This window comes from Aquidulcibacter paucihalophilus (assembly GCA_030285985.1).
GTDB lineage: Bacteria > Pseudomonadota > Alphaproteobacteria > Caulobacterales > Caulobacteraceae > Brevundimonas.
Window position 1 is genome coordinate 1,592,377 of sequence record CP127384.1, and the last position, 24,988, is coordinate 1,617,364.

32 protein-coding genes and 1 tRNA gene are annotated in these 24,988 nt (G+C 67.2%); 25 read left to right on the top strand and 8 right to left on the bottom strand.

Translation table 11 applies throughout. The features are described 5' to 3' along the window. The first annotated feature begins 25 nt into the window (after positions 1-25). The 15 genes from KB221_07595 (at position 26) to KB221_07665 (ending at position 13,156) form a co-directional block, all read left to right on the top strand. Positions 26-808 (top strand): hypothetical protein, encoded by a 783-nt coding sequence (locus tag KB221_07595; protein ID WIY67983.1) that lies wholly within the window; start codon positions 26-28, stop codon positions 806-808. Positions 809-873: 65 nt separating this feature from the next. Further along, complete coding sequence (locus tag KB221_07600; GenBank protein WIY67984.1) at positions 874-1,641, top strand: methyltransferase; 768 nt, start codon at positions 874-876, stop codon at positions 1,639-1,641. 79 nt (positions 1,642-1,720) lie between these two features. Then, positions 1,721-2,626: a 3-hydroxyisobutyrate dehydrogenase gene (gene mmsB / locus KB221_07605; protein ID WIY67985.1), complete on the top strand. Its 906-nt coding sequence runs from the start codon at positions 1,721-1,723 to the stop codon at positions 2,624-2,626. Between the two features lie 167 nt (positions 2,627-2,793). Further along, positions 2,794-4,020 (top strand): 5-aminolevulinate synthase, encoded by a 1,227-nt coding sequence (hemA, locus tag KB221_07610; protein WIY67986.1) that lies wholly within the window; start codon positions 2,794-2,796, stop codon positions 4,018-4,020. Further along, positions 3,992-4,192, top strand: coding sequence for a hypothetical protein (locus tag KB221_07615; GenBank protein ID WIY67987.1), 201 nt, complete (start codon positions 3,992-3,994; stop codon positions 4,190-4,192). Before hemA ends, KB221_07615 begins: the two co-directional genes overlap by 29 nt. 81 nt (positions 4,193-4,273) lie before the next feature. Further along, a complete protein-coding gene (gene glyA / locus KB221_07620; protein ID WIY67988.1) occupies positions 4,274-5,557 on the top strand; it encodes a serine hydroxymethyltransferase in 1,284 nt (427 codons plus the stop codon). Positions 5,558-5,564: 7 nt separating this feature from the next. After that, complete coding sequence (gene nrdR / locus KB221_07625) at positions 5,565-6,023, top strand: transcriptional regulator NrdR (protein WIY67989.1); 459 nt, start codon at positions 5,565-5,567, stop codon at positions 6,021-6,023. Next, positions 6,023-6,670, top strand: coding sequence for a RibD family protein (locus KB221_07630; GenBank protein WIY67990.1), 648 nt, complete (start codon positions 6,023-6,025; stop codon positions 6,668-6,670). Before nrdR ends, KB221_07630 begins: the two co-directional genes overlap by 1 nt. 4 nt (positions 6,671-6,674) lie before the next feature. Further along, complete coding sequence (locus KB221_07635; protein ID WIY67991.1) at positions 6,675-7,265, top strand: riboflavin synthase; 591 nt, start codon at positions 6,675-6,677, stop codon at positions 7,263-7,265. Beyond that, a complete protein-coding gene (ribB, locus tag KB221_07640; protein ID WIY67992.1) occupies positions 7,265-8,398 on the top strand; it encodes a 3,4-dihydroxy-2-butanone-4-phosphate synthase in 1,134 nt (377 codons plus the stop codon). The genes KB221_07635 and ribB overlap by 1 nt, the downstream gene beginning before the upstream one ends. Continuing rightward, a complete protein-coding gene (gene ribH / locus KB221_07645; protein WIY70885.1) occupies positions 8,392-8,856 on the top strand; it encodes a 6,7-dimethyl-8-ribityllumazine synthase in 465 nt (154 codons plus the stop codon). Before ribB ends, ribH begins: the two co-directional genes overlap by 7 nt. Then, positions 8,853-9,383, top strand: a complete 531-nt coding sequence (gene nusB / locus KB221_07650; protein ID WIY67993.1) for a transcription antitermination factor NusB — start codon at positions 8,853-8,855, stop codon at positions 9,381-9,383. Before ribH ends, nusB begins: the two co-directional genes overlap by 4 nt. Positions 9,384-9,392: 9 nt before the next feature. Next, entirely contained in the window at positions 9,393-10,382 is a 990-nt protein-coding gene (gene thiL / locus KB221_07655; GenBank protein ID WIY67994.1) for a thiamine-phosphate kinase, read from the top strand. A 37-nt stretch (positions 10,383-10,419) separates the two neighbouring features. Then, complete coding sequence (locus KB221_07660; GenBank protein ID WIY67995.1) at positions 10,420-10,836, top strand: hypothetical protein; 417 nt, start codon at positions 10,420-10,422, stop codon at positions 10,834-10,836. A gap of 172 nt (positions 10,837-11,008) precedes the next feature. Beyond that, the gene (locus KB221_07665) at positions 11,009-13,156 is read left to right on the top strand and encodes a sodium-translocating pyrophosphatase (GenBank protein ID WIY67996.1); all 2,148 of its coding nucleotides are present in this window, start codon (positions 11,009-11,011) and stop codon (positions 13,154-13,156) included. Positions 13,157-13,268: 112 nt separating this feature from the next. Here KB221_07665 and bamE read toward each other — a convergent pair whose 3' ends face one another. Beyond that, positions 13,269-13,745, bottom strand: a complete 477-nt coding sequence (gene bamE, locus KB221_07670; protein WIY67997.1) for an outer membrane protein assembly factor BamE — start codon at positions 13,743-13,745, stop codon at positions 13,269-13,271. Positions 13,746-13,834: 89 nt separating this feature from the next. Here bamE and KB221_07675 point away from each other — a divergent pair, with 89 nt between their 5' ends. The 7 genes from KB221_07675 to KB221_07705 all read left to right on the top strand — a co-directional run bounded on the left by KB221_07675 (position 13,835) and on the right by KB221_07705 (position 17,969). Continuing rightward, the gene (locus KB221_07675) at positions 13,835-14,362 is read left to right on the top strand and encodes a ubiquinol-cytochrome C chaperone family protein (GenBank protein ID WIY67998.1); all 528 of its coding nucleotides are present in this window, start codon (positions 13,835-13,837) and stop codon (positions 14,360-14,362) included. Continuing rightward, a complete protein-coding gene (locus KB221_07680) occupies positions 14,359-14,871 on the top strand; it encodes a DUF177 domain-containing protein (GenBank protein WIY67999.1) in 513 nt (170 codons plus the stop codon). The genes KB221_07675 and KB221_07680 overlap by 4 nt, the downstream gene beginning before the upstream one ends. 127 nt (positions 14,872-14,998) lie before the next feature. Continuing rightward, positions 14,999-16,048 (top strand): phosphate acyltransferase PlsX, encoded by a 1,050-nt coding sequence (gene plsX, locus KB221_07685; GenBank protein ID WIY70886.1) that lies wholly within the window; start codon positions 14,999-15,001, stop codon positions 16,046-16,048. Beyond that, complete coding sequence (locus tag KB221_07690; protein ID WIY68000.1) at positions 16,045-17,022, top strand: beta-ketoacyl-ACP synthase III; 978 nt, start codon at positions 16,045-16,047, stop codon at positions 17,020-17,022. The genes plsX and KB221_07690 overlap by 4 nt, the downstream gene beginning before the upstream one ends. A 76-nt stretch (positions 17,023-17,098) precedes the next feature. Further along, positions 17,099-17,407, top strand: coding sequence for an integration host factor subunit alpha (locus KB221_07695; GenBank protein ID WIY68001.1), 309 nt, complete (start codon positions 17,099-17,101; stop codon positions 17,405-17,407). 5 nt (positions 17,408-17,412) lie between these two features. Continuing rightward, on the top strand, positions 17,413-17,838 hold the full coding sequence (locus KB221_07700) for a MerR family transcriptional regulator (protein WIY68002.1): 426 nt from the start codon (positions 17,413-17,415) through the stop codon (positions 17,836-17,838). Between the two features lie 54 nt (positions 17,839-17,892). Then, positions 17,893-17,969, top strand: a tRNA-Pro gene (locus tag KB221_07705). Positions 17,970-18,033: 64 nt separating this feature from the next. On the opposite strand, the gene KB221_07710 is transcribed toward KB221_07705, so the two are convergent. Together KB221_07710 and KB221_07715 are read right to left on the bottom strand one after the other, a co-directional pair. Further along, positions 18,034-18,234 carry a DUF2842 domain-containing protein gene (locus KB221_07710; GenBank protein ID WIY68003.1) on the bottom strand — a complete coding sequence of 67 codons (201 nt, stop codon included), beginning with the start codon at positions 18,232-18,234 and terminating at the stop codon, positions 18,034-18,036. After that, the gene (locus tag KB221_07715) at positions 18,234-18,485 is read right to left on the bottom strand and encodes a transglycosylase (protein ID WIY68004.1); all 252 of its coding nucleotides are present in this window, start codon (positions 18,483-18,485) and stop codon (positions 18,234-18,236) included. Before KB221_07715 ends, KB221_07710 begins: the two co-directional genes overlap by 1 nt. A gap of 134 nt (positions 18,486-18,619) precedes the next feature. On the opposite strand from KB221_07715, the gene KB221_07720 reads away from it, so the two are divergent. Beyond that, entirely contained in the window at positions 18,620-19,687 is a 1,068-nt protein-coding gene (locus tag KB221_07720; protein ID WIY68005.1) for a COX15/CtaA family protein, read from the top strand. Here KB221_07720 and KB221_07725 read toward each other — a convergent pair. From KB221_07725 to KB221_07735, 3 genes are all read right to left on the bottom strand, one after another. Beyond that, on the bottom strand, positions 19,656-21,068 hold the full coding sequence (locus tag KB221_07725; protein ID WIY68006.1) for a DUF839 domain-containing protein: 1,413 nt from the start codon (positions 21,066-21,068) through the stop codon (positions 19,656-19,658). The genes KB221_07720 and KB221_07725 overlap by 32 nt on opposite strands. 88 nt (positions 21,069-21,156) lie before the next feature. Beyond that, the gene (locus tag KB221_07730; GenBank protein WIY68007.1) at positions 21,157-22,401 is read right to left on the bottom strand and encodes a DNA polymerase IV; all 1,245 of its coding nucleotides are present in this window, start codon (positions 22,399-22,401) and stop codon (positions 21,157-21,159) included. Continuing rightward, the gene (locus tag KB221_07735) at positions 22,401-22,682 is read right to left on the bottom strand and encodes a hypothetical protein (protein ID WIY68008.1); all 282 of its coding nucleotides are present in this window, start codon (positions 22,680-22,682) and stop codon (positions 22,401-22,403) included. Before KB221_07735 ends, KB221_07730 begins: the two co-directional genes overlap by 1 nt. 121 nt (positions 22,683-22,803) lie before the next feature. Between KB221_07735 and KB221_07740 the strand changes: the two genes are divergently transcribed. Further along, positions 22,804-23,169 carry a response regulator gene (locus tag KB221_07740; protein ID WIY70887.1) on the top strand — a complete coding sequence of 122 codons (366 nt, stop codon included), beginning with the start codon at positions 22,804-22,806 and terminating at the stop codon, positions 23,167-23,169. Positions 23,170-23,175: 6 nt separating this feature from the next. Further along, positions 23,176-24,540: a PleD family two-component system response regulator gene (locus KB221_07745; GenBank protein WIY68009.1), complete on the top strand. Its 1,365-nt coding sequence runs from the start codon at positions 23,176-23,178 to the stop codon at positions 24,538-24,540. Positions 24,541-24,546: 6 nt separating this feature from the next. On the opposite strand, the gene KB221_07750 is transcribed toward KB221_07745, so the two are convergent. Both KB221_07750 and rpmG read right to left on the bottom strand, forming a co-directional pair. Next, entirely contained in the window at positions 24,547-24,717 is a 171-nt protein-coding gene (locus tag KB221_07750; protein ID WIY68010.1) for a hypothetical protein, read from the bottom strand. A 98-nt stretch (positions 24,718-24,815) separates the two neighbouring features. Then, complete coding sequence (rpmG, locus tag KB221_07755; GenBank protein WIY68011.1) at positions 24,816-24,983, bottom strand: 50S ribosomal protein L33; 168 nt, start codon at positions 24,981-24,983, stop codon at positions 24,816-24,818. Positions 24,984-24,988 lie beyond the last annotated feature (5 nt).

The following is a 24,988-nucleotide window of genomic DNA, read 5'->3' on the forward strand; positions in this document are numbered from 1 at the left end:
TGCGCCGGAGCAGGAGGAGAAGATCATGCGTTCCATGTTGATGGCGGGCGTTGCGGCCGTGCTGGCGATGTCCCTGGGCGCGTGCGCCGGATCGCAGTACGCAGGCATCCGGCCGGAGGTTCTGGCACCGCCGCCGCCCGTCGCCTCATGGGCTGAAACAGCCATGAATGACGCCCGGCGGCCGGAAGCGGACCGGGCCCGCGACGACCTGCGCCAGACCCGGGCGATGCTGGAGTTCACAGGGCTGCGGCCGGGCATGGCCGTCGCGGACATCCGGCCGGAGGAAGGCTTCTTCACCCGTTTGTTCTCGGTGATGGTCGGCGAGCAGGGCCGGGCCTATGCCTTCGTGCCCAACCAGACGGCGGCGCGTGAGAATGCCTTCGGCGACGCCCTGGCGACGGACTATCCGAATGTCGTCCGGCTGACCGGCAAGCTCGAGGAGATGAGCTTCGATCGCCCCCTGGACGTCGTCTTCATGGGCGAGGAATACCACGACTTCGCCATTCCGCGTTTCAACGTGGACGTGGCCGCCATGAATGCGGCGGTGTTCGCGGCGCTGAAGCCGGGCGGGCTGTATGTCATCCTCGACCACCAGGCGGCGGACGGCGCGGGGATCAGCGTGGCGGGAACCCTGCATCGCATCGAGGCGGCCGAGCTGCGGCGGCAGGTCGAGGCCGCCGGCTTCATCTTCGACGGCGAGACCGACGCCGTCCGCATGCCGGCGGACGACCACAGCCTGAGCGTCTTTGATGCTAGCATTCGCGGTCGCTCCGACCGGTTCGTCTATCGCTTCCGCAAACCCGGCTGACGACGACCGTCGTTCGGTCTAGGCTGCGCCGTCAGCGCCTGCGCGGCGCCCTGGGAGACATGACCATGCGCCGTTCCGTCATTCTGGCCGCCGTCGCGGCGATGAGCCTGGCGTCGCTGGGCTGTATGGGCGGTATGGGCGCGACGCCTGCCCCGACATTGGCAGACTACGCCGCTGTGCTGGCCGAGCCCTCGCGGCCCGCCGACGACAGGGCCCGCGATGAGGCGCGCCATACCGCCGAGACCCTGGCCTTCGCCGATGTCCGGCCCGGCCAGAAGATCGCCGACATGATCATCGGCGGCGGCTATTTCACCCGCGTCTTCTCCGCCGCCGTCGGCCCGCGAGGCCGTGTCACGGCCTGGCAGCCGGCCGAGTTCATCGCCTTTCAGGCCAGCTATGGAGACAGCCTGACGGCCGTGGACGGCCTGGCCAATGTCGACGGCATCCGGTCGCCGATCGCTGCGCCAGAGTTCCCGAATGGACTGGATCTGGTCTTCACCGCCCAGAACTACCACGACCTTCACCTCAGCATCGCCCCGGCCGACACGGCCTCGCGGGTCAATGCGGCCGTGTTCCAGGCGCTGAAGCCGGGCGGCCTCTATGTGGTGGTCGACCACCATGCCGTGGCGGGCTCGCCCCTGACGGCCTCCAATACGGTGCACCGGATCGACATCGAGGCGGTCAAGCGCGAGGTGCTGGCGGCCGGCTTCGTGCTGGACGGCGAGAGCAACCTCCTGGCCAACGCCGCCGACCCGCTGACGGCCAATGTCTTCGACGGCTCGATCCGTGGCCGTACCAGCCAGTTCATGCTGCGCTTCAGGAAGCCGGCCTGATCGAAAAACTGCCCGGCGCCGCTGGCGACCGGGCGGGCGACCGGCTAACCCTCCCGAAAACCAACAGGGAGCGTACGCCATGACCCACAGGATCGCCTTCATCGGCCTCGGCAACATGGGCGGAGGCATGGCCGCCAACCAGGCGAAGGCCGGTCACGCCGTGGCCGCCTTCGACCTGTCGCAGGCCGCCCTGGATCGTGCCGCCGCCGCGGGCTGCGTGCCGGTCGGGTCGGTTGCTGAAGCGGTCAAGGACGCGGACGTCGTCATCACCATGCTGCCGGCGGGACAGCATGTGCTGAAGGTCTATTCGGAACAGATCATCGGCGTGGCGCCGATCACGGCCCTGCTGCTGGATTGCTCGACCATCGACGTCGACACCGCGCGCAAGGTGGCCGGCTTGGCGAAGGACGCCGGCTACGCCTTCGCCGACACGCCGGTGTCGGGCGGAACCATGGCGGCGGACGCCGGGACCCTGGCCTTCATGGTCGGCTGCGACGAGCCCGACTTCGCCCGCATCGAGGCGGCGCTCGAGCCGATGAGCCGGGCCACGTTCCGCGCCGGGGACCACGGGGCGGGGCAGGCGGCCAAGATCTGCAACAACATGATCCTCGGCATCACCATGCTGGGCACCTGCGAGGCGATCGGCCTGGCCGAGAAGCTGGGGCTGGACCCGGTGAAGATGTTCGACATCGTCGCCAAGTCGTCGGGCCAGAGCTGGTCGACGACGACCTACTACCCCTGGCCCGGGCCGGTGCCGACCGCGCCGTCGAACCGCAACTACGACGGCGGCTTCGCCACGGCGATGATGCTCAAGGACCTGAAACTGGCCCAGGACGCGGCGGCCAAGGTGGGGGCTTCGACGCCCCTGGGCGCCCAGACCGAGGCCCTGTTCCAGATGTTCAACGGCCTCGGCTACGGTGGCCGCGACTTCTCGGCCATCCTGCAGATGCTGCGGGGTCAGCTGGATGAGCTCCCGAAGGGCTAGGCTTGGCCGGGTCGGGAAGGCGGAGCCTGCTGACCACGGTTCAGCGAGATTGAGAACTGTTATCAATTAAGGGCTTGCGGCCTTTTGTCCGGTCCGATTCATGGACAAATCGGCTCGATCGGCGCATCACCCGACCATTGATTTCGCGACGTTCGGGGCCACTCCGCTTGTTCGACTACCAGGCCGCATTCCAGACCGCTGTTGAGCAGGTCAAGGGCGAGGGGCGCTATCGCGTCTTTGCGGACCTCAAGCGCGTGCGCGGTGAGTTCCCGCTGGCGAAGCGGCGTCGCGAGGACGGGACCGAGCAGGACGTCGTCGTCTGGTGCTCAAACGACTATCTGGGCATGGGCCAGCATCCGGCGGTGCTGGAGGCCATGCAGACCGAGATCGATACGGTCGGTGCCGGCGCCGGCGGCACGCGCAACATTTCGGGCACGACGCGGTCGGCGGTCGATCTGGAGGCCGAGCTGGCGAGCTGGCACCAGAAGGAAGCGGCCCTGCTGTTCACCTCGGGCTATGTGGCCAATGAGGCGACCCTGACCACCCTGCAGCGGATCCTGCCCGGCCTGATCATCTTCTCCGACAGCCTGAACCACGCCTCCATGATCGCCGGCATCCGCAACGGCGGCTGCGAGCGGCACATCTTCGCCCACAATGATCTGGAACACCTCGAGGCCCTGCTGGCGGCGGCCCCGGCCGATGCCCCCAAGCTGATCGCCTTCGAGAGCGTCTATTCGATGGACGGCGACATCGCCGACCTGGCCGGCACCATTGCCCTGGCACGCCAGTACAATGCCCTGACCTATCTCGACGAGGTCCATGCGGTCGGCCTGTACGGCGCGACCGGCGCGGGCGTGGCCGAGCGCGACGGGGTGCTGGACGGGATCGACATCGTCGAATGCACCCTCGGCAAGGCGATCGGCGTCATGGGCGGCTATATCGCGGCCGACGCGGTGATCATCGATGCGGTGCGCAGCTGGGCCGCGGGCTTCATCTTCACCACCAGCCTGCCGCCGGCCCTGACCGCCGGGGCCCTGGCCTCGGTGCGCTGGCTCAAGGCCCATCCGGAGCTGCGCGACGCCCACCAGGAGCGCGCCGCCACGCTCAAGGCCCGCTTCCGGGCCGCGGGCATCCCGGTGATGGATTCGGTCAGCCACATCGTGCCGGTGTTCGTCGGCAATCCGGTCCACGCCAAGATGATCTCGGACATGCTGCTGGAAGAGCACGGCGTCTATGTCCAGCCGATCAACTACCCCACCGTGCCCAAGGGCACCGAGCGGCTGCGCTTCACCCCGTCGCCCAACCACACCGACGCCATGATGGACGACCTCGTCCGCGCCATGGACGCCCTGTGGACCCACTGCAATGTGGCGCGCCTCCCTGCCGTCGCCTGAGGACATCGGCGAGGTCATCGTCGAGACCACCCGTCAGGGCCTCTATCTGAAATGTTGTGCTGTGCATGTGGCAACCGCTGTTGAAGCGGTCGCCATCGGCCCGGCGCATGAGCCGAAGGCGGTCGAGCGGTTGGCGATTGCCAAGCTCAAGAAGGCGCTGGCGTCGCGCTGACCCACCAGATGTTGTGGTCGGTCGGCCGGGGGCGTAGAGGAGTCGCCTGTTTCGGCGCAACTCTAGTATCGGGGCTCCTTCGTGACCGCCTTCACCCACGACGCCTATTTCTCGAAGAGCCTCGCCGAGGCTGATCCCGACATCTTCGGCGGGATCCAGGGCGAACTGGGCCGTCAGAAGGAGCAGATCGAACTGATCGCCTCCGAGAACATCGTCTCGAAGGCGGTGCTGGAAGCGCAGGGCTCGGTCCTGACCAACAAATACGCCGAGGGCTATCCGGGGCGTCGCTATTACGGCGGCTGCGAATATGTCGACGTGACCGAGAACATCGCCCGCGAGCGCGCCAAGGCGCTGTTCGGCTGCGCCTTCGCCAACGTCCAGCCCCACTCCGGCGCCCAGGCCAATCAGGCGGTCTTCCAGGCCCTGCTGCAGCCGGGCGACACCTTCCTCGGCATGGACCTCGCCGCCGGTGGCCACCTGACCCACGGTTCGCCCGCCAACCAGTCGGGCAAATGGTTCCGGCCGGTGACCTATACGGTGCGGCAGGACGATCATCTGATCGACTATGACAACGTCGCCGAAATGGCCGAACGCGAGAAGCCGAAACTGATCATCGCCGGGGCCAGCGCCTACAGCCGTCCTATCGACTTCAAGCGCTTCCGCGAGATCGCCGACAGCGTCGGGGCCTATCTGATGGTCGACATGGCCCACTATGCGGGCCTGATCGCCGGCGGCGTCTATCCCGACCCCCTGCCGCATGCCCATGTCGTCACCACCACGACGCACAAGACCCTGCGCGGCCCGCGCGGCGGCATGGTGCTGTCGAACGACATCGAACTGGGCAAGAAGATCAATTCCGCCGTCTTCCCTGGCCTGCAGGGCGGGCCGCTGGAGCACGTCATCGCCGCCAAGGCCGTGGCCTTCGGCGAGGCGTTGAAGCCCGAGTTCAAACTCTATGCGCAGCAGGTTGTGGACAATGCCCGGGCCATGGCGGCGGTGCTGGTCGAACGCGGCGCGGCCATCGTCTCGGGCGGCACGGACACCCATCTGATGCTGGTCGACCTGCGACCCAAGGGCGTGACCGGCAAGGCCACCGAGGCGGCCCTCGAGCACGCCCTGATGACCTGCAACAAGAATGGCGTGCCGTTCGATACGGCGCCCTTCACCGTGACTTCCGGCGTCCGTCTGGGCACCCCGGCGGGCACGACCCGCGGCTTCGGCGTCGGCGAGTTCCAGCAGGTCGGCCACTGGATCGCGGACGTCATCGACTCGATGAAGGGCACGGACGAGGCCGACGCCGGCGTGTCGGAACGCGTTGCCGGCGAAGTGCGCGCGCTCACGCGCCGCTTCCCGATTTACGGATAGATCACTGATGAAATGCCCCTTCTGCGGACATCAGGATACCCAGGTGAAGGACAGCCGCCCGTCGGATGACGGTGCCGCCATCCGACGCCGTCGGTCCTGTCCGCAGTGCAGCGGGCGCTTCACCACCTTCGAACGGGTGCAGCTGCGCGAGCTGATGATCCTCAAGCGCAACGGTCGCCGGGCGCCGTTCGATCGCGACAAGCTGGAACGGTCGCTCAACGTCGCCCTGCGCAAACGTCCGGTACAGGCCGAGCAGATCGAGCAGCTGGTCAGCCGGATCACCCGCCAGCTGGAAAGCCTGGGTGAGACGGAAATCCCGTCCTCGACCGTCGGTGACTTCATCATGAAGGCGCTCAAGTCGGTCGATGAGGTCGCCTATGTCCGCTACGCCTCGGTCTACAAGGATTTCCGCCATACCGGCGACTTCGCCCGGTTCCTTGGCGATGAGGGTCTGGACGAAAGCTGATGGCCGCCTCGAGCCAGAGGGTTCGCGTCACCCTGAAACTGGCCACCTCGCTGGACGGCCGGATCGCCACCGCGTCCGGAGAGAGCCAATGGATCACCGGCGAGGCGGCGCGGCTGGAAGGCCATCGGCTGCGCGCCGCCCATGACGCCATCCTCGTCGGCGTCGGGACGGTGCTGGCGGACGACCCCGAGCTGACCGCCCGCCTTCCGGGCCGACCCGTGGATCAGCCCCTGCGGGTCGTGCTGGACAGCCGCCTGCGGACCCCGGTGACGGCGAAGGTGGCGACCGGCGGGGACAGTCTGATTCTGACCGTCACTGCACCCGCGCCCGTCGGTGGCGCCGTGGTTGAGTGCGTCGAGGCTGAGGAGGGGCGTCCGTCCGCCGCATCAAGCCTGTCGGTGCTGAAGCGCCGGGGTGTCACCTCCGTGCTGATCGAGGGCGGTGGACAGGTCGCGGCCAGCTTCCTGCGCGCCGGTCTCGTCGACCGGCTGGAGTGGTTCCGGGCCCCGATCCTGCTGGGCGGGGAGGGGCGACCCTGCGTGGCGGCGCTCGCCCTGTCGCGACTTTCCGACGCCCCGCGTTTCCGGCGCCTTGCGGTCGAGCCCTGTGGTGACGACCTGTGGGAACGCTACGAGAGAGTCTCCTGACCCCATGTTCACCGGCATCGTCACAGACATCGGCCGCGTCCGTTCGGTCCGCCAGACCGAGCGCGACCGGCGATATGAAATCGAGACCGCCTGGGACACGGCGGGCATCGACCTCGGTGCCTCGATCAGCCACGCCGGCTGCTGCTTGACGGTCACCGAAAAGGGCCCCGGCTGGTTCGCGGTCGAGGTCTCGGGCGAGACCTTGTCGAAGACGACGCTGGGCGGCTGGCGCGAAGGCGATGCGGTCAATCTTGAGCGGGCCGCGAAGCTGGGCGACGAACTGGGTGGCCATATCGTCTCGGGTCATGTGGACGGCCTCGGCCGGGTCGTGTCGGTGACGCCGGAGGGCGGTTCACACCGGATCGATATCGAGGCCCCCGCGCCGCTGCACCGCTATATCGCCGCCAAGGGCTCGATCACGGTCGATGGCGTGTCGCTGACGGTGAACGCCGTCCACGGGCAGACCTTCGGGCTCAATATCATTCCCCACACCTGGGAAGCGACCACGCTGGGCGGGCTGAAAGCCGACGACGCGGTCAATCTCGAGATCGACATGCTGGCGCGATACCTCGCGCGGTGGCAGGAGACGGCGTGATGCAACTGGCCGCAAACATGAACGACAGCCCGATCAGCCCCATCGAGGACATCCTCGAGGACGCCCGCAACGGCAAGCCCTACATCCTGGTCGACGCCGAGGACCGGGAGAACGAGGGCGACATCATCATTCCGGCCCAGTTCGCGACGCCGGACCAGATCAATTTCATGGCCCGTCACGCCCGCGGCCTGATCTGCCTCGCCATCACGGCCGACCGCGCCCGCCAACTGCGCCTGCCGCCCATGGCCGCAGAGAACCGCGAGAGCATGGGCACGGCCTTCACCGTCTCGATCGAGGCCCGTGAGGGGGTCACCACGGGGATCAGCGCCGCCGACCGGGCGCGCACCGTCCAGGTGGCGGCGGATCCGACCAGGGGCGCGGACGACATCGTCTCGCCGGGCCATGTCTTTCCGCTGGTCGCCCGCGACGGCGGGGTTCTGGTCCGCACCGGCCACACCGAGGCGGCGGTCGACATCAGCCGCATGGCCGGCCTGACGCCGGCTGGCGTCATCTGCGAGATCATGAACGACGACGGCTCGATGGCGCGGATGCCCGATCTGGTCGCCTTCGCCCAGCTGCACGGGCTGAAGATCGGCACCATCGCCGACCTGATCGCCTATCGCCGCCGCACCGAACGCTATGTCGAACGTGTGATGGACACGCCGTTCGAGAGCATCCACGGCGGGCCGTTCCGGCTGATGTTGTACCGGAACACGATCGAGGGCGCGGAACACATCGCCCTGGTGAAGGGCAAGATTGAAGCGGGCAAGCCGACGCTGGTGCGGATGCACCAGGTGGATTTCGCCGCCGACATCCTTGGCCATGTCGAGGCGCGACAGAACTATGTGCCCCGGGCCCTGGAGTCGATCAGTCGCACCGATGGGGCCGGCGTCACCGTCTTCCTGCGAGACCCCGATCTGCACGGCCTCGCCGAACGGCTGGCCGGGGTCGAGAAGCCGGCGGCCATTGATCGCTCGATCCGCAACTATGGCGTCGGGGCCCAGATCCTGCTGGATCTCGGCGTGCGCGACATGATCGTAATGAGCTCGACCCGCCCCAACCCCGCCGCGCTTGAGGGCTATGGCCTGCGCATCGTCGGCTGGCGCGACATGGACGGAGAAGACCAATCGTAAGGGATCCCTGGCGCATCCTCATCGTCGAGGCGCGCTTCTATGACGACCTGGCCGACGCCCTGCTGGAGGGGGCGAAGGATGCCCTGCGCGCGCGGGGTGCCGATTTCGACGTGGTCTCCGTGCCCGGCGCCCTTGAGGTCCCGACCGCCATCGCGCTTGCCGAGGAAGCCGGCCGGTTCCCGACCGCGCCCCGCTATGACGGCTATGTGGCCCTAGGCTGCGTGATCCGTGGCGAAACCTACCATTTCGAGATCGTTTCGGATCAGTCCGCCGCCGCCCTGAGCAACCTCGGTCTGAAGGGACTGGTTATCGGCAACGGCATTCTGACCACCGAGGACGAGGCCCAGGCCTGGGCCCGGGCGCGGATCAGTGAAGGCGACAAGGGCGGCGGCGCCGCGCGCGCCTGTCTGGACCTCATTGCCTTGCGCAAGCGGCTGCGCGTAGGACTGGGCGCGTGACCGAACCCGCCAGCCTTCAATCCGTGCTCGAGCAACTCGCCGAGGCCGAAAAACAGCGCGCCGAGCCGCAGCTGACCAGCCGCCAACGGCGTGCCCGCACCGTCGCGCGCCTCGCCGCCGTCCAGGCGCTCTATCAGATGGAGCTGGCCGGTGAGGGCGTGGACACGGTCATTACCGAGTTCTCGAACCATCGTTTCGACTCCGACATGGAGGGCGAACCTCTGGCCGAGGCCGATGAGGACTATTTCGCCGAGATCGTGCGCGGCGTGGTCGGGGGGCAGCGCGACATCGACGCCGCCGTGAAGGCGCGGCTGGCCTCGAATTGGCGGCTGGAGCGCCTGGATTCGACCCTGCGTGCCCTGCTGCGGGCCGGTGCCTGGGAGCTGCGCGACCGCCAGGATGTGCCGCGAGAGATCGTGATCGATGAGTATGTCGAACTGGCCAAGGCCTTCTTCGACGACGCCGAGGCGAAATTCGTCAATGCGGCGCTGGACGGTGTCGCCCGGGACGTCCGCCCGAAAGCCTGAGGTGAACCCATGCCCGCGGTCGATGTCGCCGGCGAGTTCGAGACCATCCGGCGGCTGTTTGCGCCGCTCGCCCACCCGGAATGGGGCCGGGGGCTGGCGGATGACGTCGCCGTTGTTCCCTCACGCGCCGGATATGACCTCGTCCTGACCAAGGACGCCCTCGTCGAGGGCGTCCATTTCCTGCCGACCGATCCGCTGGACACTGTGGCCCGCAAGCTGATGCGGGTGAACCTGTCCGATCTGGCCGCCAAGGGTGCCGAGCCGTTCGGCTATCTGCTGGCCTGCCACTGGTCGCCACGCTGCGGTTGGCCCGAGCGGATGACCTTCGTGGACGGGCTGCGCGCCGATCAGAAAGCCTTCGGCATCGCTCTGTTGGGCGGGGACACGGTCGCCACGCCCGGACCGGCCAGCTTCTCTATGACGCTGCTGGGCTGGACGCCCAGGGGACGGACGGTGGGCCGTGCCGGTGCCAGGCCGGGTGATCTGGTGTTCGTCACGGGCGCGATCGGCGACGGCTGGCTGGGGCTGGAAGCGGTGCAGGGCAGGCTGTCGATCGACGCCGAGCGGGTCGTGGCCCTGTCCGACCACTACCGCGCCCCGATGCCGCGCATCGAGTTCGCGGGACCCGTCCGCGATATGGCCACGGCCTCGATCGACATATCCGACGGACTGATCGCCGATCTCGGCCATATCGCCGAGGCCGGGCGGGTCGGCATTGAGATCGACCTGGAAGCCGTGCCTCTGTCCGCCGCCGGCCAGGCGTGGTTCGACGGCCGGGTCGACGCGCAGGCGGCGCTGGAGAAACTGGTCACCGGTGGCGACGACTATGAGATCGCCTTCACGGCCTCACCGCGTGACGAGCCGGTCCTGCGCCGGGAAGCGGAGCGTCGTCATCTTCGTCTGACCCGGATCGGCCATGTGACCGCGGGGCAGGGCGTCGTCGCCCGTCTCGGCGGCCAGCCACTCACATTCGACCGCCCGGGCTTCACGCACGGCTGACAACGAATTCTCAAGGCGTCGGCTTCACTGTGTCGCCATGCGCCGTCGTGACCTCATAGCCGCCACCGCCGTTCTGTCTGCTGTCGCCCCCGCGGCCCTGGCCGAGGGCGCGCCTGCCGCCGGCGCGACTCTGAGCATGCCTGGCGTCGGCCTGCCGATCATTGCCGGTGGGCGACTGCGCAACTACGTCTTCGTGTCGCTTCGCCTGCATCTCGGCGGATCGGCGACGCCGGAGACGATGCGCGGCAAGGAGGCCTATCTGCGCGACGCCCTGGTGCGCGCCGGTCACCGGACGCCCTTCGTGGTGGCGGGTGACTGGACCCGAATCGATCCAGCGGCCCTGTCCGCCAGCCTGATCCGGTCGGCGGCGACTATCGCCGGACGCGGCTCGGTGACCCGGGTCGAGATCGTCAGTCAGGTTCCGCGTCGTCGCACCGGTGTCCAGACCGGCTGATCAATATCGCCTGTTGCGTCGCCTGTCGGTATTTGGCACGTTTCCGCCGCAATTCCCCAAGGACGCAACATGCGTCCGGTGCGCACGGGGGGACCGGAAGGCGGAAAGAGGCGGCTAACGCCCACCGCGCCAAGGGACCGGGCGTCTGAAGATCACAGGACTTGGAAACGTCATGAGCAACTATCTGTGGCTGGTCATCGCCGCAGGCGCGCTGGGGGTCCTCTATGGACTGATCCAGACCGCCTCGCTGATGAAGGCCAGTACCGGCAACGACAAGATGCGCGAGATCGCCGCGGCGATCCAGGAGGGCGCCTCGGCCTATCTCCGGCGGCAGTACACCACCATCGCCATGGTCGGCGTGGTGATCCTCGTCGCTGCCTATTTCCTGATCGGCGAATGGGCCGCCATCGGCTTCGTCATCGGCGCGGTCCTGTCGGGCCTCGCCGGTTTCGCCGGCATGCTGATCTCGGTCAGGGCCAACGTCCGCACGGCACAGGCCGCGTCGGAGAGCCTGGCCAAGGGTCTGGACCTGGCCTTCCGCTCGGGTGCCATCACCGGCATGTTCGTGGCGGGCGGCGCGCTTCTGGGCGTGGCCGGCTACTACGCCATCCTGACGGCGGGCCTGGGCTTCGAGTCCACCAGCCGCGAAGTCATCGACGGCCTCGTCGCGCTCGGCTTCGGTGCCTCGCTGATCTCCATCTTCGCCCGTCTGGGCGGCGGCATCTTCACCAAGGGTGCGGACGTCGGTGGCGACATGGTGGGCAAGGTTGAGGCGGGTATCCCCGAGGATGACCCCCGCAACGCCGCGACCATCGCCGACAACGTGGGCGACAACGTCGGCGACTGCGCCGGCATGGCCGCCGACCTGTTCGAGACCTATGCGGTGACCACGGTCGCCACCATGGTGCTGGCGGCGATCTTCTTCCGCGACCAGCCTTACGTCGACACCATGATGCTGCTGCCGCTCGCCATCTGCGGCATCTGCGTTGTTACCTCGATCATCGGCTCGTTCTTCGTGCGCCTGGGCAAGAGCCAGAACATCATGGGCGCCCTCTACCAGGGATTGATCGTCACCGGCGTGCTGTCGGCGGTCGCCGTCTATTTCGTCATCGACGGCCTGGTTGCCGGCCCGATTGTCACCAACACCGGCCTGACGATCGAACCGATGAACCTGTTCTGGTCCGGCATGGTCGGCCTGCTGGTCACCGCGGCTATCGTGGTGATCACCGAATACTACACCGGCTCGAACTTCCGTCCGGTCCGCTCGGTGGCCAACGCCTCGGTTTCGGGCCACGGCACCAACGTCATCCAGGGCCTGGCCGTCTCGCTTGAGTCGACCGCCCTGCCGGCGCTGACCATCATCGTCGGCATCGTCGCCTCCTATCAGCTGGCGGGCCTCTTCGGCATCGCTATCGCCACCACGACCATGCTGGGCGTGGCGGGCATGATCGTGGCGCTGGACGCTTTCGGTCCGGTCACCGACAACGCCGGCGGCATCGCCGAAATGGCGGGCCTTCCCTCGGAAGTCCGTCACTCGACCGACGCGCTCGACGCGGTGGGCAACACGACCAAGGCCGTCACCAAGGGCTACGCCATCGGTTCGGCCGGTCTCGGCGCCCTGGTGCTGTTCGCGGCCTATACGTCCGACCTGGACTATTTCGCCGCCAATCCGGACGTCTATCCCTTCTTCGCCGGCATGGCCGAGATCGATTTCGGCCTGACCAACCCTTACGTCGTCGTCGGCCTGCTGTTCGGGGGGCTGCTGCCCTTCCTGTTCGGCGGCATGTCGATGATGGCGGTCGGTCGCGCGGCCGAGTCGGTCGTGGCCGAGGTTCGTCGCCAGTTCCGTGAGAACCCGGGCATCATGACCTATGAGGTCAAGCCTGAGTACGGCAAGGCGGTGGACATCCTCACCAAGGCCGCGATCCGCGAGATGATCGTGCCGTCGCTGCTGCCGGTGCTGTCGCCGATCGTCCTGTTCGTCGCTGTGCTGTCGATCTCGGACAAGGCCACGGCCTTCGCCGCCCTCGGTGCCATGCTGATGGGCGTCATCGTCACCGGCCTGTTCGTCGCCATCTCGATGACCTCGGGCGGCGGCGCGTGGGACAACGCCAAGAAGGTCATTGAAGAGGGCTTCACCGACAAGAACGGCGTCGTTCACGGCAAGGGCTCCGAGGCGCACAAGGCCGCGGTGACCGGCGATACCGTCGGCGATCCCTACAAGGACACCTCCGGTCCGGCGGTGAACCCGATGATCAAGATCACCAACATCGTGGCCCTGCTGCTTCTCGCAGTCCTGGCCAGCGGCAAGGTGTTCTAGGACCCGCTTCCTGTCCTCCCGGGTCGCCCGGGAGGACAACGGCGTCCCGAGAATCAGAAAGGCCCCGGAGAGCGATCTCCGGGGCCTTTTTCTCTGTCGGTAAGGGCTGCGACTATTCCCGGCGCTGCTGGCCCGGCTGGTCTTCGTCGGTGCGCGGCAGCTGGCCGCGGCCCACGTTGCCGAGCAGTTGCTCGAGGATGGTCAGCTGACGTCCGCGCGTCGGCGTCTCGCGATCGTTCATGGCGACCCGCTGGCCGTCCTCGAGGCCGAGGGTGCGGACTTCGGACACCAGACCCGCGTCATTGAAGGTGATCTCGGTCACCGTCCGCTGGGTCACGTGGGGCCGGTTGTAGGTGTATTTCTCGGTCACCTGGCTGATGTAGTACCAGACATTGTCGCGCTCGAAGGTCGAGGTCGTCGACGGGGTGCCCAGTCGGGTCAGCACGGTCTGCTTCGTATCCGTACCGGCGACGATGTCCGCGGGCTTGGCGTCGATCGCCTGGAAGCCGTTCTGGCCCACGACCGGGGCGCAGGCGCTGGTCAGGGCGACAGCCGAAATAGCGGCGATCAGGAGTTTCGTACGGAGCATTTGCGGTGCCTGCGACTTCAACAAGGTCTTTGACCTAACCGGACCCGAGCCTTAGTTCAACGGCACGGCGGAAAAGGGGCCGTTTGATCATGCTTCAGAATCTGTTCCGATCCCGGCCCCGCGAGCGTCTGGGCCAATCGCTGTATGAAGCGGTGGTGCGCCAGGCCCGTGATCCGGCCTTCTACACGCGGTTCGGCGTGGCCGACCGTATCGACGCGCGGTTCGAGCTGTACACGCTCCATATCCTGCTTCTGGTCATGCGCTTGCGCGACGAGGGCGAGCGCGGCGCCGAGGCCGGGCAGGATCTGTTCAACACCTATGTGTCTGCGCTGGACCATGCCCTGCGCGAGCTGGGCGTGGGCGATGTCTCCGTGGGCAAGAAGATGCGGAAGCTGGGCGAGGCCCTGTACGGCCGCATGACGGCCTGGGAGGGCCCGCTGCGCGACGGTGATGCGCCGGCGCTGGCCGCCAGCATCGCGCGCAATGTCTATGAGAGCGAGGACATCGCCACCGGCGAGGCCCTGGCCGCCTATGCCATCGCCAGCCGCGCCCGGCTGGCGGCCCAGTCCTTTGATGCCGTTACACGGGCCCCCGAGTGGGCGGAGACCGCCGCATGACCCTGCCCGATCTGCCGTACAGCGAGCCCGTGCGCCTCCACCAGGTCGCCGGGGGCGTGAAGCGGACGCTGGAGCCCGATGCGGCGGCGCGTGCGCGGATCGTCAAGGCGCTGGACCTTGCATCCCTGGACGCCTTCACCGCGGAGATGGAACTGGCACCGTCGCCTGCGGGCTGGCGGCTGTCCGGGCGGGTGCGCGCCAGCCTCGCCCAGACCTGCGGAATCACTCTCGAGCCACTGCCGCTCGAGGTCGACGCCCCCTTCACCCTGAACCTCGCCGAGGCGGTGGAGGAAGAGTCCGACGAGATCGTCATCACCATGGACGACGAATCGCCCGACCTGATCGAGAACGGCCAGGTTGATCTGGGCCAGTACGCCGTCGAACAACTGGCCCTCCGGCTGGATCCGTTCCCGCGCAAGCCGGGCGCAGAGTTCGTCCAACCGCCCGAACCCGCTGAAATTTCTCCGTTCGCGGTCCTGAAGCAACTTCGGCCTTCCGACGAAGGTTGACGCAGGGGCGACGTGGTTGCATCCCCCCGATGCGGCGCTATCGTCGCCAAAACTGACAAGCGCCGGGCTGACGGCGCGACGGAGTCGAAACGACTTGTCATCCCCTATCCTGATTTCGCTCGACGCCATGGGCGGGGACCACGGTCCGTCCGTTGTGGTGCCCGGCGTGCGTGACTACCGCCAGCGTCATGGCGGCGAAGGCGTCCGGTTCCTCCTCCACGGCGATGAGACCGCGATCCGCGCCGAAATGGTCAAGGCCGGCCTGACCGACGATGTCTGCATCGTGCGTCACACCGACAAGGTCGTGGCCATGGATGAAAAGCCCGCCCAGGCGATGCGGCGCGGCAAGGGCTCCAGCCTCTGGAACGCCATCGAGGCGGTCAAACTGGGCGAGGCCGGGGCCGTGGTGTCCGCGGGCAACACCGGTGCCCTGATGGCCATTTCCAAACTGCTGCTGCGGATGTCTGCGCCCGGACTGGAAAGGCCCGCCATTGTGGCGAGCTGGCCGACTCCCAAGGGCGTCACGGCCGTGCTCGACGTGGGTGCCAATATCGAGAGCGACGCGGCGCAGCTGGTCGAGTTCGCGATCATGGGCGAGGCCTTCATGACCGCCGTCCACGGCGTCGCAAAGCCGACCATCGGCATTCTGAACGTCGGCTCGGAAGACGTGAAGGGCCACGAGGAGGTGCGCGAGGCGGCACGTCTGCTGCGCGAGGGCGGCTTCGGGCTGGACTATTTCGGCTTCGTCGAGGGCACCGACATCGCCAAGGGCACGGTGGATGTGGTCGTGACCGACGGCTTCACGGGCAATATCGCGCTGAAGACGGCCGAAGGGGTGGCCAAATTCATCGCCGGCCTGATGAAGGAGGCCCTGACCTCCAGCCTGACGTCGAAGCTGGGCGCTCTGCTGGCGATGCCGGCCCTGAAGCGCATGAGCCGGAAGATCGACCCCAATGCCAACAACGGCGGCCCCCTGCTGGGCCTCAACGGCATTGTGGTGAAAAGCCATGGCGGGGCGACGGCGGGCGGCTTTGGTGCCGCGATCCGCGTCGCTGTCGAACTGGCCCGCAGCGACTATATGGAAAAGGTCGGGGCGAACCTGCAGCGGCTGACGGCCCTGCTTGAAAGCCCCATCGTCAATTCGGCGGATGAACCCGCCGGGGAGAGCATTCAGTGAGCGTAGTCCGCAGCGCCGTGACCGGCGTCGGCTCCTTCCTGCCGGAACAGGTCGTCACCAACGCCGATCTCGCGAAGATCGTCGACACCTCGGACGAGTGGATCCAGGAACGGACGGGCATCAAGCAGCGCCACCGTGCCCGGGATGACCAGCCGACCAGCGACCTTGCCACCGAGGCCGCCAGACGGGCCCTGGTCGACGCCGGGCGCACCGCCGCCGATGTCGATCTGATCATCGTCGCCACGACCACGCCCGACATGACCTTCCCGTCGGTCGCCTCCATCGTGCAGCGCAAGCTGGGGGCCCCGACCTGCATCGCCTTCGACGTCCAGGCGGTTTGTTCGGGGTTCGTCTATGCGCTCAGCGTAGCGGACGGCTTTGTTGCCCGAGGGCTGGCGAAATGCGCCCTGGTCATCGGGGCCGAGGAGATGACCCGGCTGATGGACTGGACCGACCGGTCGACCTGCGTGCTGTTCGGCGACGGGGCCGGCTGCGTGGTGGTCGAGCCGCGCGAAGGGCAGGGGACCAAGGCGGACCAGGGCCTTCTGGGCTTCGCCCTGCGCTGCGACGGGACCAAGACCGATCTTCTGTATGTCGACGGCGGTCCCGCCACGACCGGGACTGTTGGTCACCTTCGGATGGCCGGGAACCAGGTCTTCCGCCATGCCGTGGTCAATATCGCGGAAGCCATCACCTCCGCCTGCGCCGCTTCCGGCATCGAGGTCGCTGATGTCGACTGGTTCGTGCCGCACCAGGCCAACCAGCGCATCATCAAGGGCGTCGGCGACCGGCTGGGCCTCGACGAAAACAAGGTCATCTCGACCGTGGCCATGCACGCCAACACCTCGGCGGCTTCCATCCCGCTGGCCCTGGATTCAGCGATTCAGGACGGCCGGATCAAGCGCGGCGATCTGGTCCTGCTGGAGGCCATGGGCGGCGGTCTGACCTGGGGCGCATGCGCGTTTCGTCTCTGAGGCGATTTCCGGCTTTCCATTTGACGACGCTTGGCCTTTTATGTCCGTTGACCGACCTTTGGAGGGGAGCGGACCATTGCCCGATCACCAGACCCTGACGCGCGCCGACCTTTGTGAAGCGGTTCACGAAGACGTGGGCCTGTCACGCCAGGAGTGCTCGGCCCTGGTCGAACGCACGCTCGAACTGATTATCGAATCGCTCGAGCGCGGCGAAACGGTGAAGCTGTCAGGCTTCGGCGTCTTCCAGGTGCGCGAGAAGCGCGCCCGCATGGGCCGCAATCCCAAGACCGGCCAGCCGGCGGCGATCCATCCGCGGCGGGTCATCAGCTTCCGCGCCTCCCAGATCATGAAGGGCCGGGTTCACGACGCTGTCGTGAGCGCCTGACGCCCGTGGCCAAGAGCCCGAACGCCTTCCGGACGATCTCAGAGGCGGCGACAGAGGTCGGCGCGCCCCAGCATGTGCTGCGTTTCTGGGAGACCAAGTTCGCCTTCCTCACGCCGCTCAAGCGCGCTGGAGGCCGACGGTTCTACCGCCCCCAGGATGTTGTGCTGCTCAAGGCCGTCAAGCGGCTGCTGCATGAGGAAGGCCTGACCATCAAGGGCGTCCAGCGCCTGCACAAGGAGCAGGGGCTCAAGCGCCTGGCTCACTACGGCGACCCCGAGGGCACCGTGGCGTTCGAACCCGACGGTGCCGCTCCGGCGGCTGTTTCGGCACCCGCCGCCACGGGGCAGTCGTCCATCCGCCTGCGTCAGGTGCTGGCCGAACTGGAGGGCGCGCGCGCCCGTCTCGAAGCCGTCCTGTCGAGAAGCGCCTGAAGGCTGCTTTTTCGGTTTGCGGCGCTGCGAACCCCGTCTATAGGGAGCGCCTCTCGGAGCGTGGCGCAGCCTGGTAGCGCACTTGACTGGGGGTCAAGGGGTCGCAGGTTCGAATCCTGTCGCTCCGACCATCTTCCGCAATGAAGACGGTTGGTTGAAGGGGTCGCTTTCGGGCGGCCCCTTTGCAATTCCGCCTTAGGTTTTGCCGCTCTCGGCCCATTTGAACAGCGGATACAGCGGCACGCCCCAGCCGACGCCGGCCACGGCGAAGACGGCGAGATCGATCAACTGTCCGGGCGGAAGCAGGCCACGCAGGGCGATCGCGCCCCAGATCCAGAATGCCATGAAGAGCAGAACGCCGATCATGGCGATGAAGCGCCGGGTGCGCGGACCCATCAGCGCTTGCTCCGGAACAGGAAGAAGGCACCGAGGCCGAGGGTCGAGGCCGCCAGCGACCAAAGGACCCAGGTCCACTCCTCCATCGTGCTGGCCCCGAAGACGCGCACCGCCAGGAACCAGCCCGAAACGGCCGCAACGGCCGAGACCAGCGAGGTGGCGAACAGGCCACGGCGGCCGCTGACCAGATCCGCCAGCCAGGCCAGGGCGAACGCCCCGAGGCACGCCATGATGATTTCGATGTACGGCAACCGGCCTCTCCAGACTTGCGGCGATGCGACGCCGAAAAGCGACTCGATCTCGCCGCACAGCGGGGGCATACCGCTCGGGCCGGCGTGATCCAAGAACGCAACGGCACTGTAACGGTCGGGACGGCAGGCGTCGAATGAAGCGTTTCATCGGTGGCGATCAGAATCGGGCGGTCGCCATCTGGCTGTTCTCGTGCGCCGTCCTCGTCTTCGCCATGGTGGTGGTCGGGGGCATCACCCGCCTGACCGGATCCGGCCTGTCGATCACGGAGTGGAAGCCCATCATGGGGGCCCTGCCGCCGATGAACACGGCGGACTGGAACGAGGCGTTCGAGAAATATCGCGCCATTCCGCAATACACCCAGGTCAATGCCGGGATGAGCCTGGCCGAGTTCCAGGGAATCTTCTGGTGGGAGTGGGCCCACCGCCTGTTGGGCCGTCTGATCGGCGCGGCGTTCGCCCTGCCGTTCGCTGTCTTCCTGATCCTCCGCAGCCTGCCCCGGCGGCTGATCGTCCGTTGCGCCGTCCTGCTGGCGCTCGGCGGGCTGCAGGGGCTGATCGGCTGGTGGATGGTCTCCAGCGGGCTGTCGGAGCGGGTCGACGTCGCGCCTGAACGGCTGGCGACGCATCTCGGGCTGGCCTTGGCGATCTTCATGGGTCTGATCTGGACCGGTCTCGAGGCCTGGAACGGCGAATCGCACAGTCGTTCGCCGGTGGGCTGGAGCCGGGGTGCCGCCGTCCTGCTGGGCGCGGTCTTCATCCAGTGTCTGCTGGGCGGACTGGTGGCGGGGGCCAAGGCCGGCTTCGTCTATACCGACTGGCCGCTGATGAACGGGTCCGTCCTGCCGCCGGTGGAATGGAGCAAGGGCGGCCTGGCCTTCCTGCACGACCAGGCGCTGGTGCAGTTCAATCACCGGCTCGGTGCCTACGGCCTGCTGATCGGCGGGACCGTCTATGCCGTGCAGGCCTGGCGCTGGCGGCTCGCCGAAGGTCTAGGCGCGGCGGCGTTCGTGGTCGCGGCGGCGCTTTGGCTGCAGGCGCTGCTGGGGATCGCTACCCTGATAAACGGCACGCCGCTATGGCTCGGTGCCCTGCATCAGGCCGGGGCCGCGCTGGTGCTCGCGACGGCGACCGTCAATCTCTGGATGGTGCGGCGCTCGCAGGCGCGCCTGTTTACGTCCGGACCGAGGACCAGGGGCCTCTGATCGCCACGGTGATCCCCGGGTACTGGATATTGACGAACAGCACCTCGCCGTCGGGCGAGAAGACCGCCCCGGCGAATTCGCTGTTCCCCGTGAAGACGTTACGGGCGATGGTGTAGAGCTTGCCGTCCGGCGTGACGCCTTTGACGTGGTTCCGGATCTCGCTTGAATAGTTGTCCTCGCAGACGACCAGATGACCCCAGGGCGCGACGGTCAGGTTGTCGCCCATGTTGATCGTCTTTTCGTCCGTGCTTTCAACGAACAGCTGGATCCGGCCTGGCCGCAGGCGCTCGCCCAGCGCGCCCTCGAAGGGCGACGGAACATATCGCAGGATCTGGCCCCGCTTGATCGGGCCGCCCGAGGTGGCGGTCAGATACAGTTCGCCTTCGCCCCAGAAGATGCCTTCGCCCCGCGACACCAGGGTTGCGCCGGCGGCGTGGCCGCGCATGCGAAGATCGCCGGCCGGGCTCTCGACATCTTCCAGATCGATCCAGACCACTTCTCGCCAGTCGCCCAACGACCAGAGCCGGGTTTCGTTATTGGAACTGTCCGATCCGCGCGCATCGCGGAAGGCCATGGCCTGCAGCCGGCCGCCCTCGGCCAGCTTGCCGGGTGTCGTCGGGATGAAGCGGTAGAACAGGCCGTCGGACTTGTCTTCGGTCAGATAGACGATGCCCGTGCGGGGATCGACGCAGACGGCCTCATGCTCGAACCGGCCCATGGCCTTCAACGGCACGGGATCGGCAAGGCCGGTTCCGTTCGCCGGCACCTCGAAAACATAGCCATGCGATTTGGTGACGTCGGCGTCGGCGGCCGATTCCTCGGTCTCCTCGCAGGTCAGCCAACTGCCCCAGGGCGTGTGGCCGCCGCAGCAATTCGTGCTGGTGCCGGACAGGGACAGGAACTGCCGCACGACCTGACGCGTATCGAGATCATAAACGAGGGTGGTGGTGCCGCCCGGAAGGGGCCGCCCGTCCTTGTAGGTGTCATAACCCTTGGCCGGGTCCAGCAGGCCTAACCGCTCTTGATGGAAACCGCCGGGACCGAGGTTACGGTGCAAGCCGCTTGAGCCCTTCAGCTCGTGGTTCCGCACCAGGGCGACACGCGAACCGTCCAGCGGAAAACAGCCCATCCCGTCGAACTGGCCGGGTACGAACAGGCCATCGTCCATGGTGTCGCCGCCCTGCGAGATGACCTCGTAGGAAAATCCCTCAGGCAGATCCAGAAGGCGGTTGGGATCGCTCACCAGCGGGCCGTAGCCTGTCACCTGATTGACGTAGGTTTCTTCGGTCGCAGCCGTTTGAGCCGCGACGTTTCGGGCCAAACCCGTGAAGGCGAAGGCGGCGGCCGAGCCGGCGATCAGGTCACGACGATGAGGGCGCATGGGAACTCCGGATTGGCTGGTGTCGCTTATGGCGAGGCCGGACCTCGCGGTCATCATGGTTCTGTGACGGCGGCAGCATGCCACAGTCTCAGTCCTTCAGCGCCCGCCCTGCCACGACGGCCTTGTCGCCGAATTTCGCCCGCAGCCGGTCGATCGCGGTCTCGGTCCTGAGCGTTCGGGTCTCGGCCGTTTCGAACAGGGCGTGGGAATCGACGGCGTCCACGACCTCGCCCATGCCAATGCCGATCAGACGGTAGGGCTGCCCCAGTTCCGGAGCCATCAGCGCCCGGCCGGCGGCGAACAGGGCGCGGGCGGTCTGGACCGGCTCGGGCAGGGAGACACGCCGTGTGACGATCTTGAAGTCCGTGCGGCGCAGCTTGAGCACCAGCACCCGGCTGGCCACGCCGTCCCGCCGCGCCTTGGACGCCAGCTTTTCGCACAGGGGCCAAAGCTCGGCCTCGAGGTCCTCGGCGGTGATCAGATCCTCGTTGAAGGTGGTCTCGGCGCTCATCCCCTTGCGTTCGTGGCCGGGGTTGACCGCGCGGGCGTCGCGGCCATGGGCGAGATCGTGCAGGCGCAGGCCGGTCTCGCCATAGCGCCGGACCAGATCGCGCACGTCGGCGGCGGCCAGATCACCGACCGTGGCATAGCCGTCGCTCTGCAGGGTCTTGCGGAACACCGGGCCGACGCCGGGCAGGATGCCGACCGGGCGCGGAGCCAGTACGACGGCGGCTTCGGACCCCAGGACAGAGAAGCCGCGCGGCTTGTCCAGCTCGGACGCCACCTTGGCGAGGAAGCGGTTGGGTGCCAGGCCGATGGAGACGGTCAGGCCGGTGTCGTTCTCGATCTGCTGCTGCAGGCGGATGAGCTGAAAGGCCGGCGGACCGCCGTTCAGCCGCTCGGTGCCGGCCAGGTCGATCCAGGCCTCATCCAGCGACAGGGTCTGGACCAGGGGCGTCAGCTTGCCGACCGCGCCGAAGATGGCCTCGCTGGCGGCGATGTATTTGCTGAAGTCGGGCTTGATGACCACGGCCTCGGGACAGGCCTTGAGCGCCTTGAACATCGGCATGGCCGAGTGAACGCCGTACTGGCGGGCGATGTAGCAGCAGGTCGAGACCACGCCGCGCTTGCCGCCGCCGACGATGACCGGTCGGTCGCGCAGTTCGGGCCGGTCGCGCTTTTCCACCGAGGCGTAGAAGGCGTCGCAGTCGAGATGGGCGATCGAGAGGCGATCCAGCTCTTCGTGCTGGACCAGCCGGCGCGAGCCGCAGGCCGGGCACCGCTCGACCTTCCGGTCGCCGCTTTGCAGGCAGTCGCGGCAGATGGATTTCATCAGAGCTTTCGTGGCGCGGAGGCAGGCCGCAAACGTCGGGCGATCAGCACGCCGACGATGTTAACGGCAACCGCAGCGGCCAGAATCTTCAGGGAGCCAGCGGAGTAGGGTGTCGCGGCGGTGACTGCGTAGGCCATTCCAGTGAGTGCCAGCCCCAAGCCCAACTCCCACCGCAGAGCCTGCTTCCAAGCACCTTCGACGAGTCGGCTGGCGACTACGCCGAGCAGGAGGACCCAGACGAGAGAACTGCCGGTGTTCAAGATGCTGGTGTGATCGAACATCGCCGCCTCCGCCCGGACAGTCTGGCTTCACCCCAACTTAAGACCCGCCGGGTCACAGTGCACGAAGAAGACGCCAAGCCTCCGTGCAGTCGCACCCAGAGGCAACCAGGCCAAGGTGATGATGTCCAAGAAAGTCCTCATCGTCGAGGATAACGAGCTGAACATGAAGCTGTTTCATGATCTGCTCGACTCGCAGGGCTATGAAACGCTGCAGACCCGCGAAGGCCTGCAGGCGTTGGCCCTGGCGCGTCTGCACAAGCCCGATCTCATCCTGATGGACATCCAGCTGCCCGAAATCAGCGGTCTGGAAGTCACCAAATGGCTCAAGGACGATGAGGAACTGAGCCACATCCCGGTCGTCGCCGTCACCGCCTTCGCCATGAAGGGCGACGAGGAGCGTATCCGCAATGGGGGCTGCGAGGCCTACATCTCCAAGCCCATTTCGGTGATGCATTTCCTCGACGTGGTGCGGAAACATCTGGGGTAGGGACCGATGACGGCGCGCATTCTTGTCGTTGACGACGTTGAAGCGAACGTCCGCCTGCTCGAGGCCAAGCTGACGCTCGAATACTATGAAGTGCTGACCGCCGTCGACGGCGCGTCGGCCCTGCAGGTGGCGTCCGACGAACGCCCGGACATCATCCTGCTCGACGTGATGATGCCCGGCATGGACGGGTTCGAGACCTGCCGTCGGCTGAAGGCCGATCCCGTGACCCGGCACATCCCCGTCGTCCTGGTGACGGCGCTGGACGGCCGCGAGGACAAGCTCAAGGGGCTCGACGCCGGCGCCGACGATTTCGTCACCAAGCCGATCGACGACGTCATTCTGTTCGCCCGGGTGCGCTCCCTGCTGCGGCTTAAGTCGGTGATGGACGAGCTGCGCGAGCGCGAGGAGAGCGGTCGCCGGATGGGCGTCGACACCGACGGCGCCGGCCGTCTGCGCGGCTCCGGCGGGCGTATCCTGATTGTCGACGACAACGGGCGTCAGGCGCAGAAGATGGTCGAGCATCTGGCGGGCGAGCATCGCCCCACGGTCGAAAGCGACCCGGCCACGGCCCTGATCGCCGCGCGCGGGCCCGTTGATCTGATGATCGTCAACGTCTCCAGCCCGGATTTCGACGGCCTGAGGTTCGTGGCCCAGACCCGTTCGACCGAGACGTCGCGACGAATTCCCATTCTGGCGGTGGTCGATCCCGCGGATCGTCCGCGCCTGCTCAAGGCCCTGGAACTCGGCGTCAACGACATCCTGCCGCGCCCGGTCGATCCGGAGGAGCTGGAGGCGCGCGCGCGCACCCAGATCAAGCGCAAGCGCTATGCCGACTTCCTCAAGCAGAAGCTGGACTACAGCCTCGAGATGGCGGTCACGGACGCCCTGACCGGCCTGCACAACCGCCGCTACATGGCGGGCCAGCTCCAGGCCCTGATGAGCCGGGCCGGGCAGGGCGGCGAAGGCGTGGCTGTGCTCGTCATGGACATCGACCATTTCAAGCTGGTCAACGACGGCTTCGGACACGACGCCGGCGATGAGGTCCTGCGCGAGTTCGCCGTGCGTCTGGCCACCAATGTCCGTGCCATCGACCTGCCGTGCCGTCTCGGTGGCGAGGAATTCGTGGTGGTGATGCCGGGCGCGAGCCTTGAGGACGCGGCCCAGGTCGCCGACCGAATCCGTCGCGACGTCGGCGCCCAGCCCTTCCCGATCATGAGCGGCACCGAGGCCCTGACCGTCACCGTCTCGGTCGGCGTCGCCGCCAGCACCGGCCCCCATGACACGCCGGATGCCCTGCTCAAGCGAGCCGACGAGGGTGTCTATGAAGCCAAGGCCCGGGGCCGGAACCAGGTCATCGCCCGGGCGGCCTGAGGGCTTCTAACGGCTCATCCAAGGCTTGGACTTGCCGGTCGCGATTCGCGCGGCCTGTTCGCGCTGGAAACGGCCGCCGCGCGGCGGCTTCTCGCGAGCCTCGATTGCCGCCTTCTTCAGGCGCAGCGCCCGCTGGACGGGGCTTTCGGGCGGCAGGTCGTCCGTCGGATCAGTCATTCCAGCAACCTAGCACGCCAGCGATGACCGCATCGCCGCACAAACAAAAACGCCCGGTGTTTCCACCGGGCGTTCTGAAAACCAGCAGGGCGTGAGCCTTACTTGATCTTGCCTTCCTTGAACTCGACGTGCTTGCGCACGACGGGGTCGTATTTCTTGACGACCATTTTCTCGGTCATGGTCCGGGCGTTCTTCTTGGTGACATAGAAGAAGCCGGTGTCGGCGGACGAGTTCAGGCGGATCTTGATTGAAGCCGGCTTGGCCATCGGAA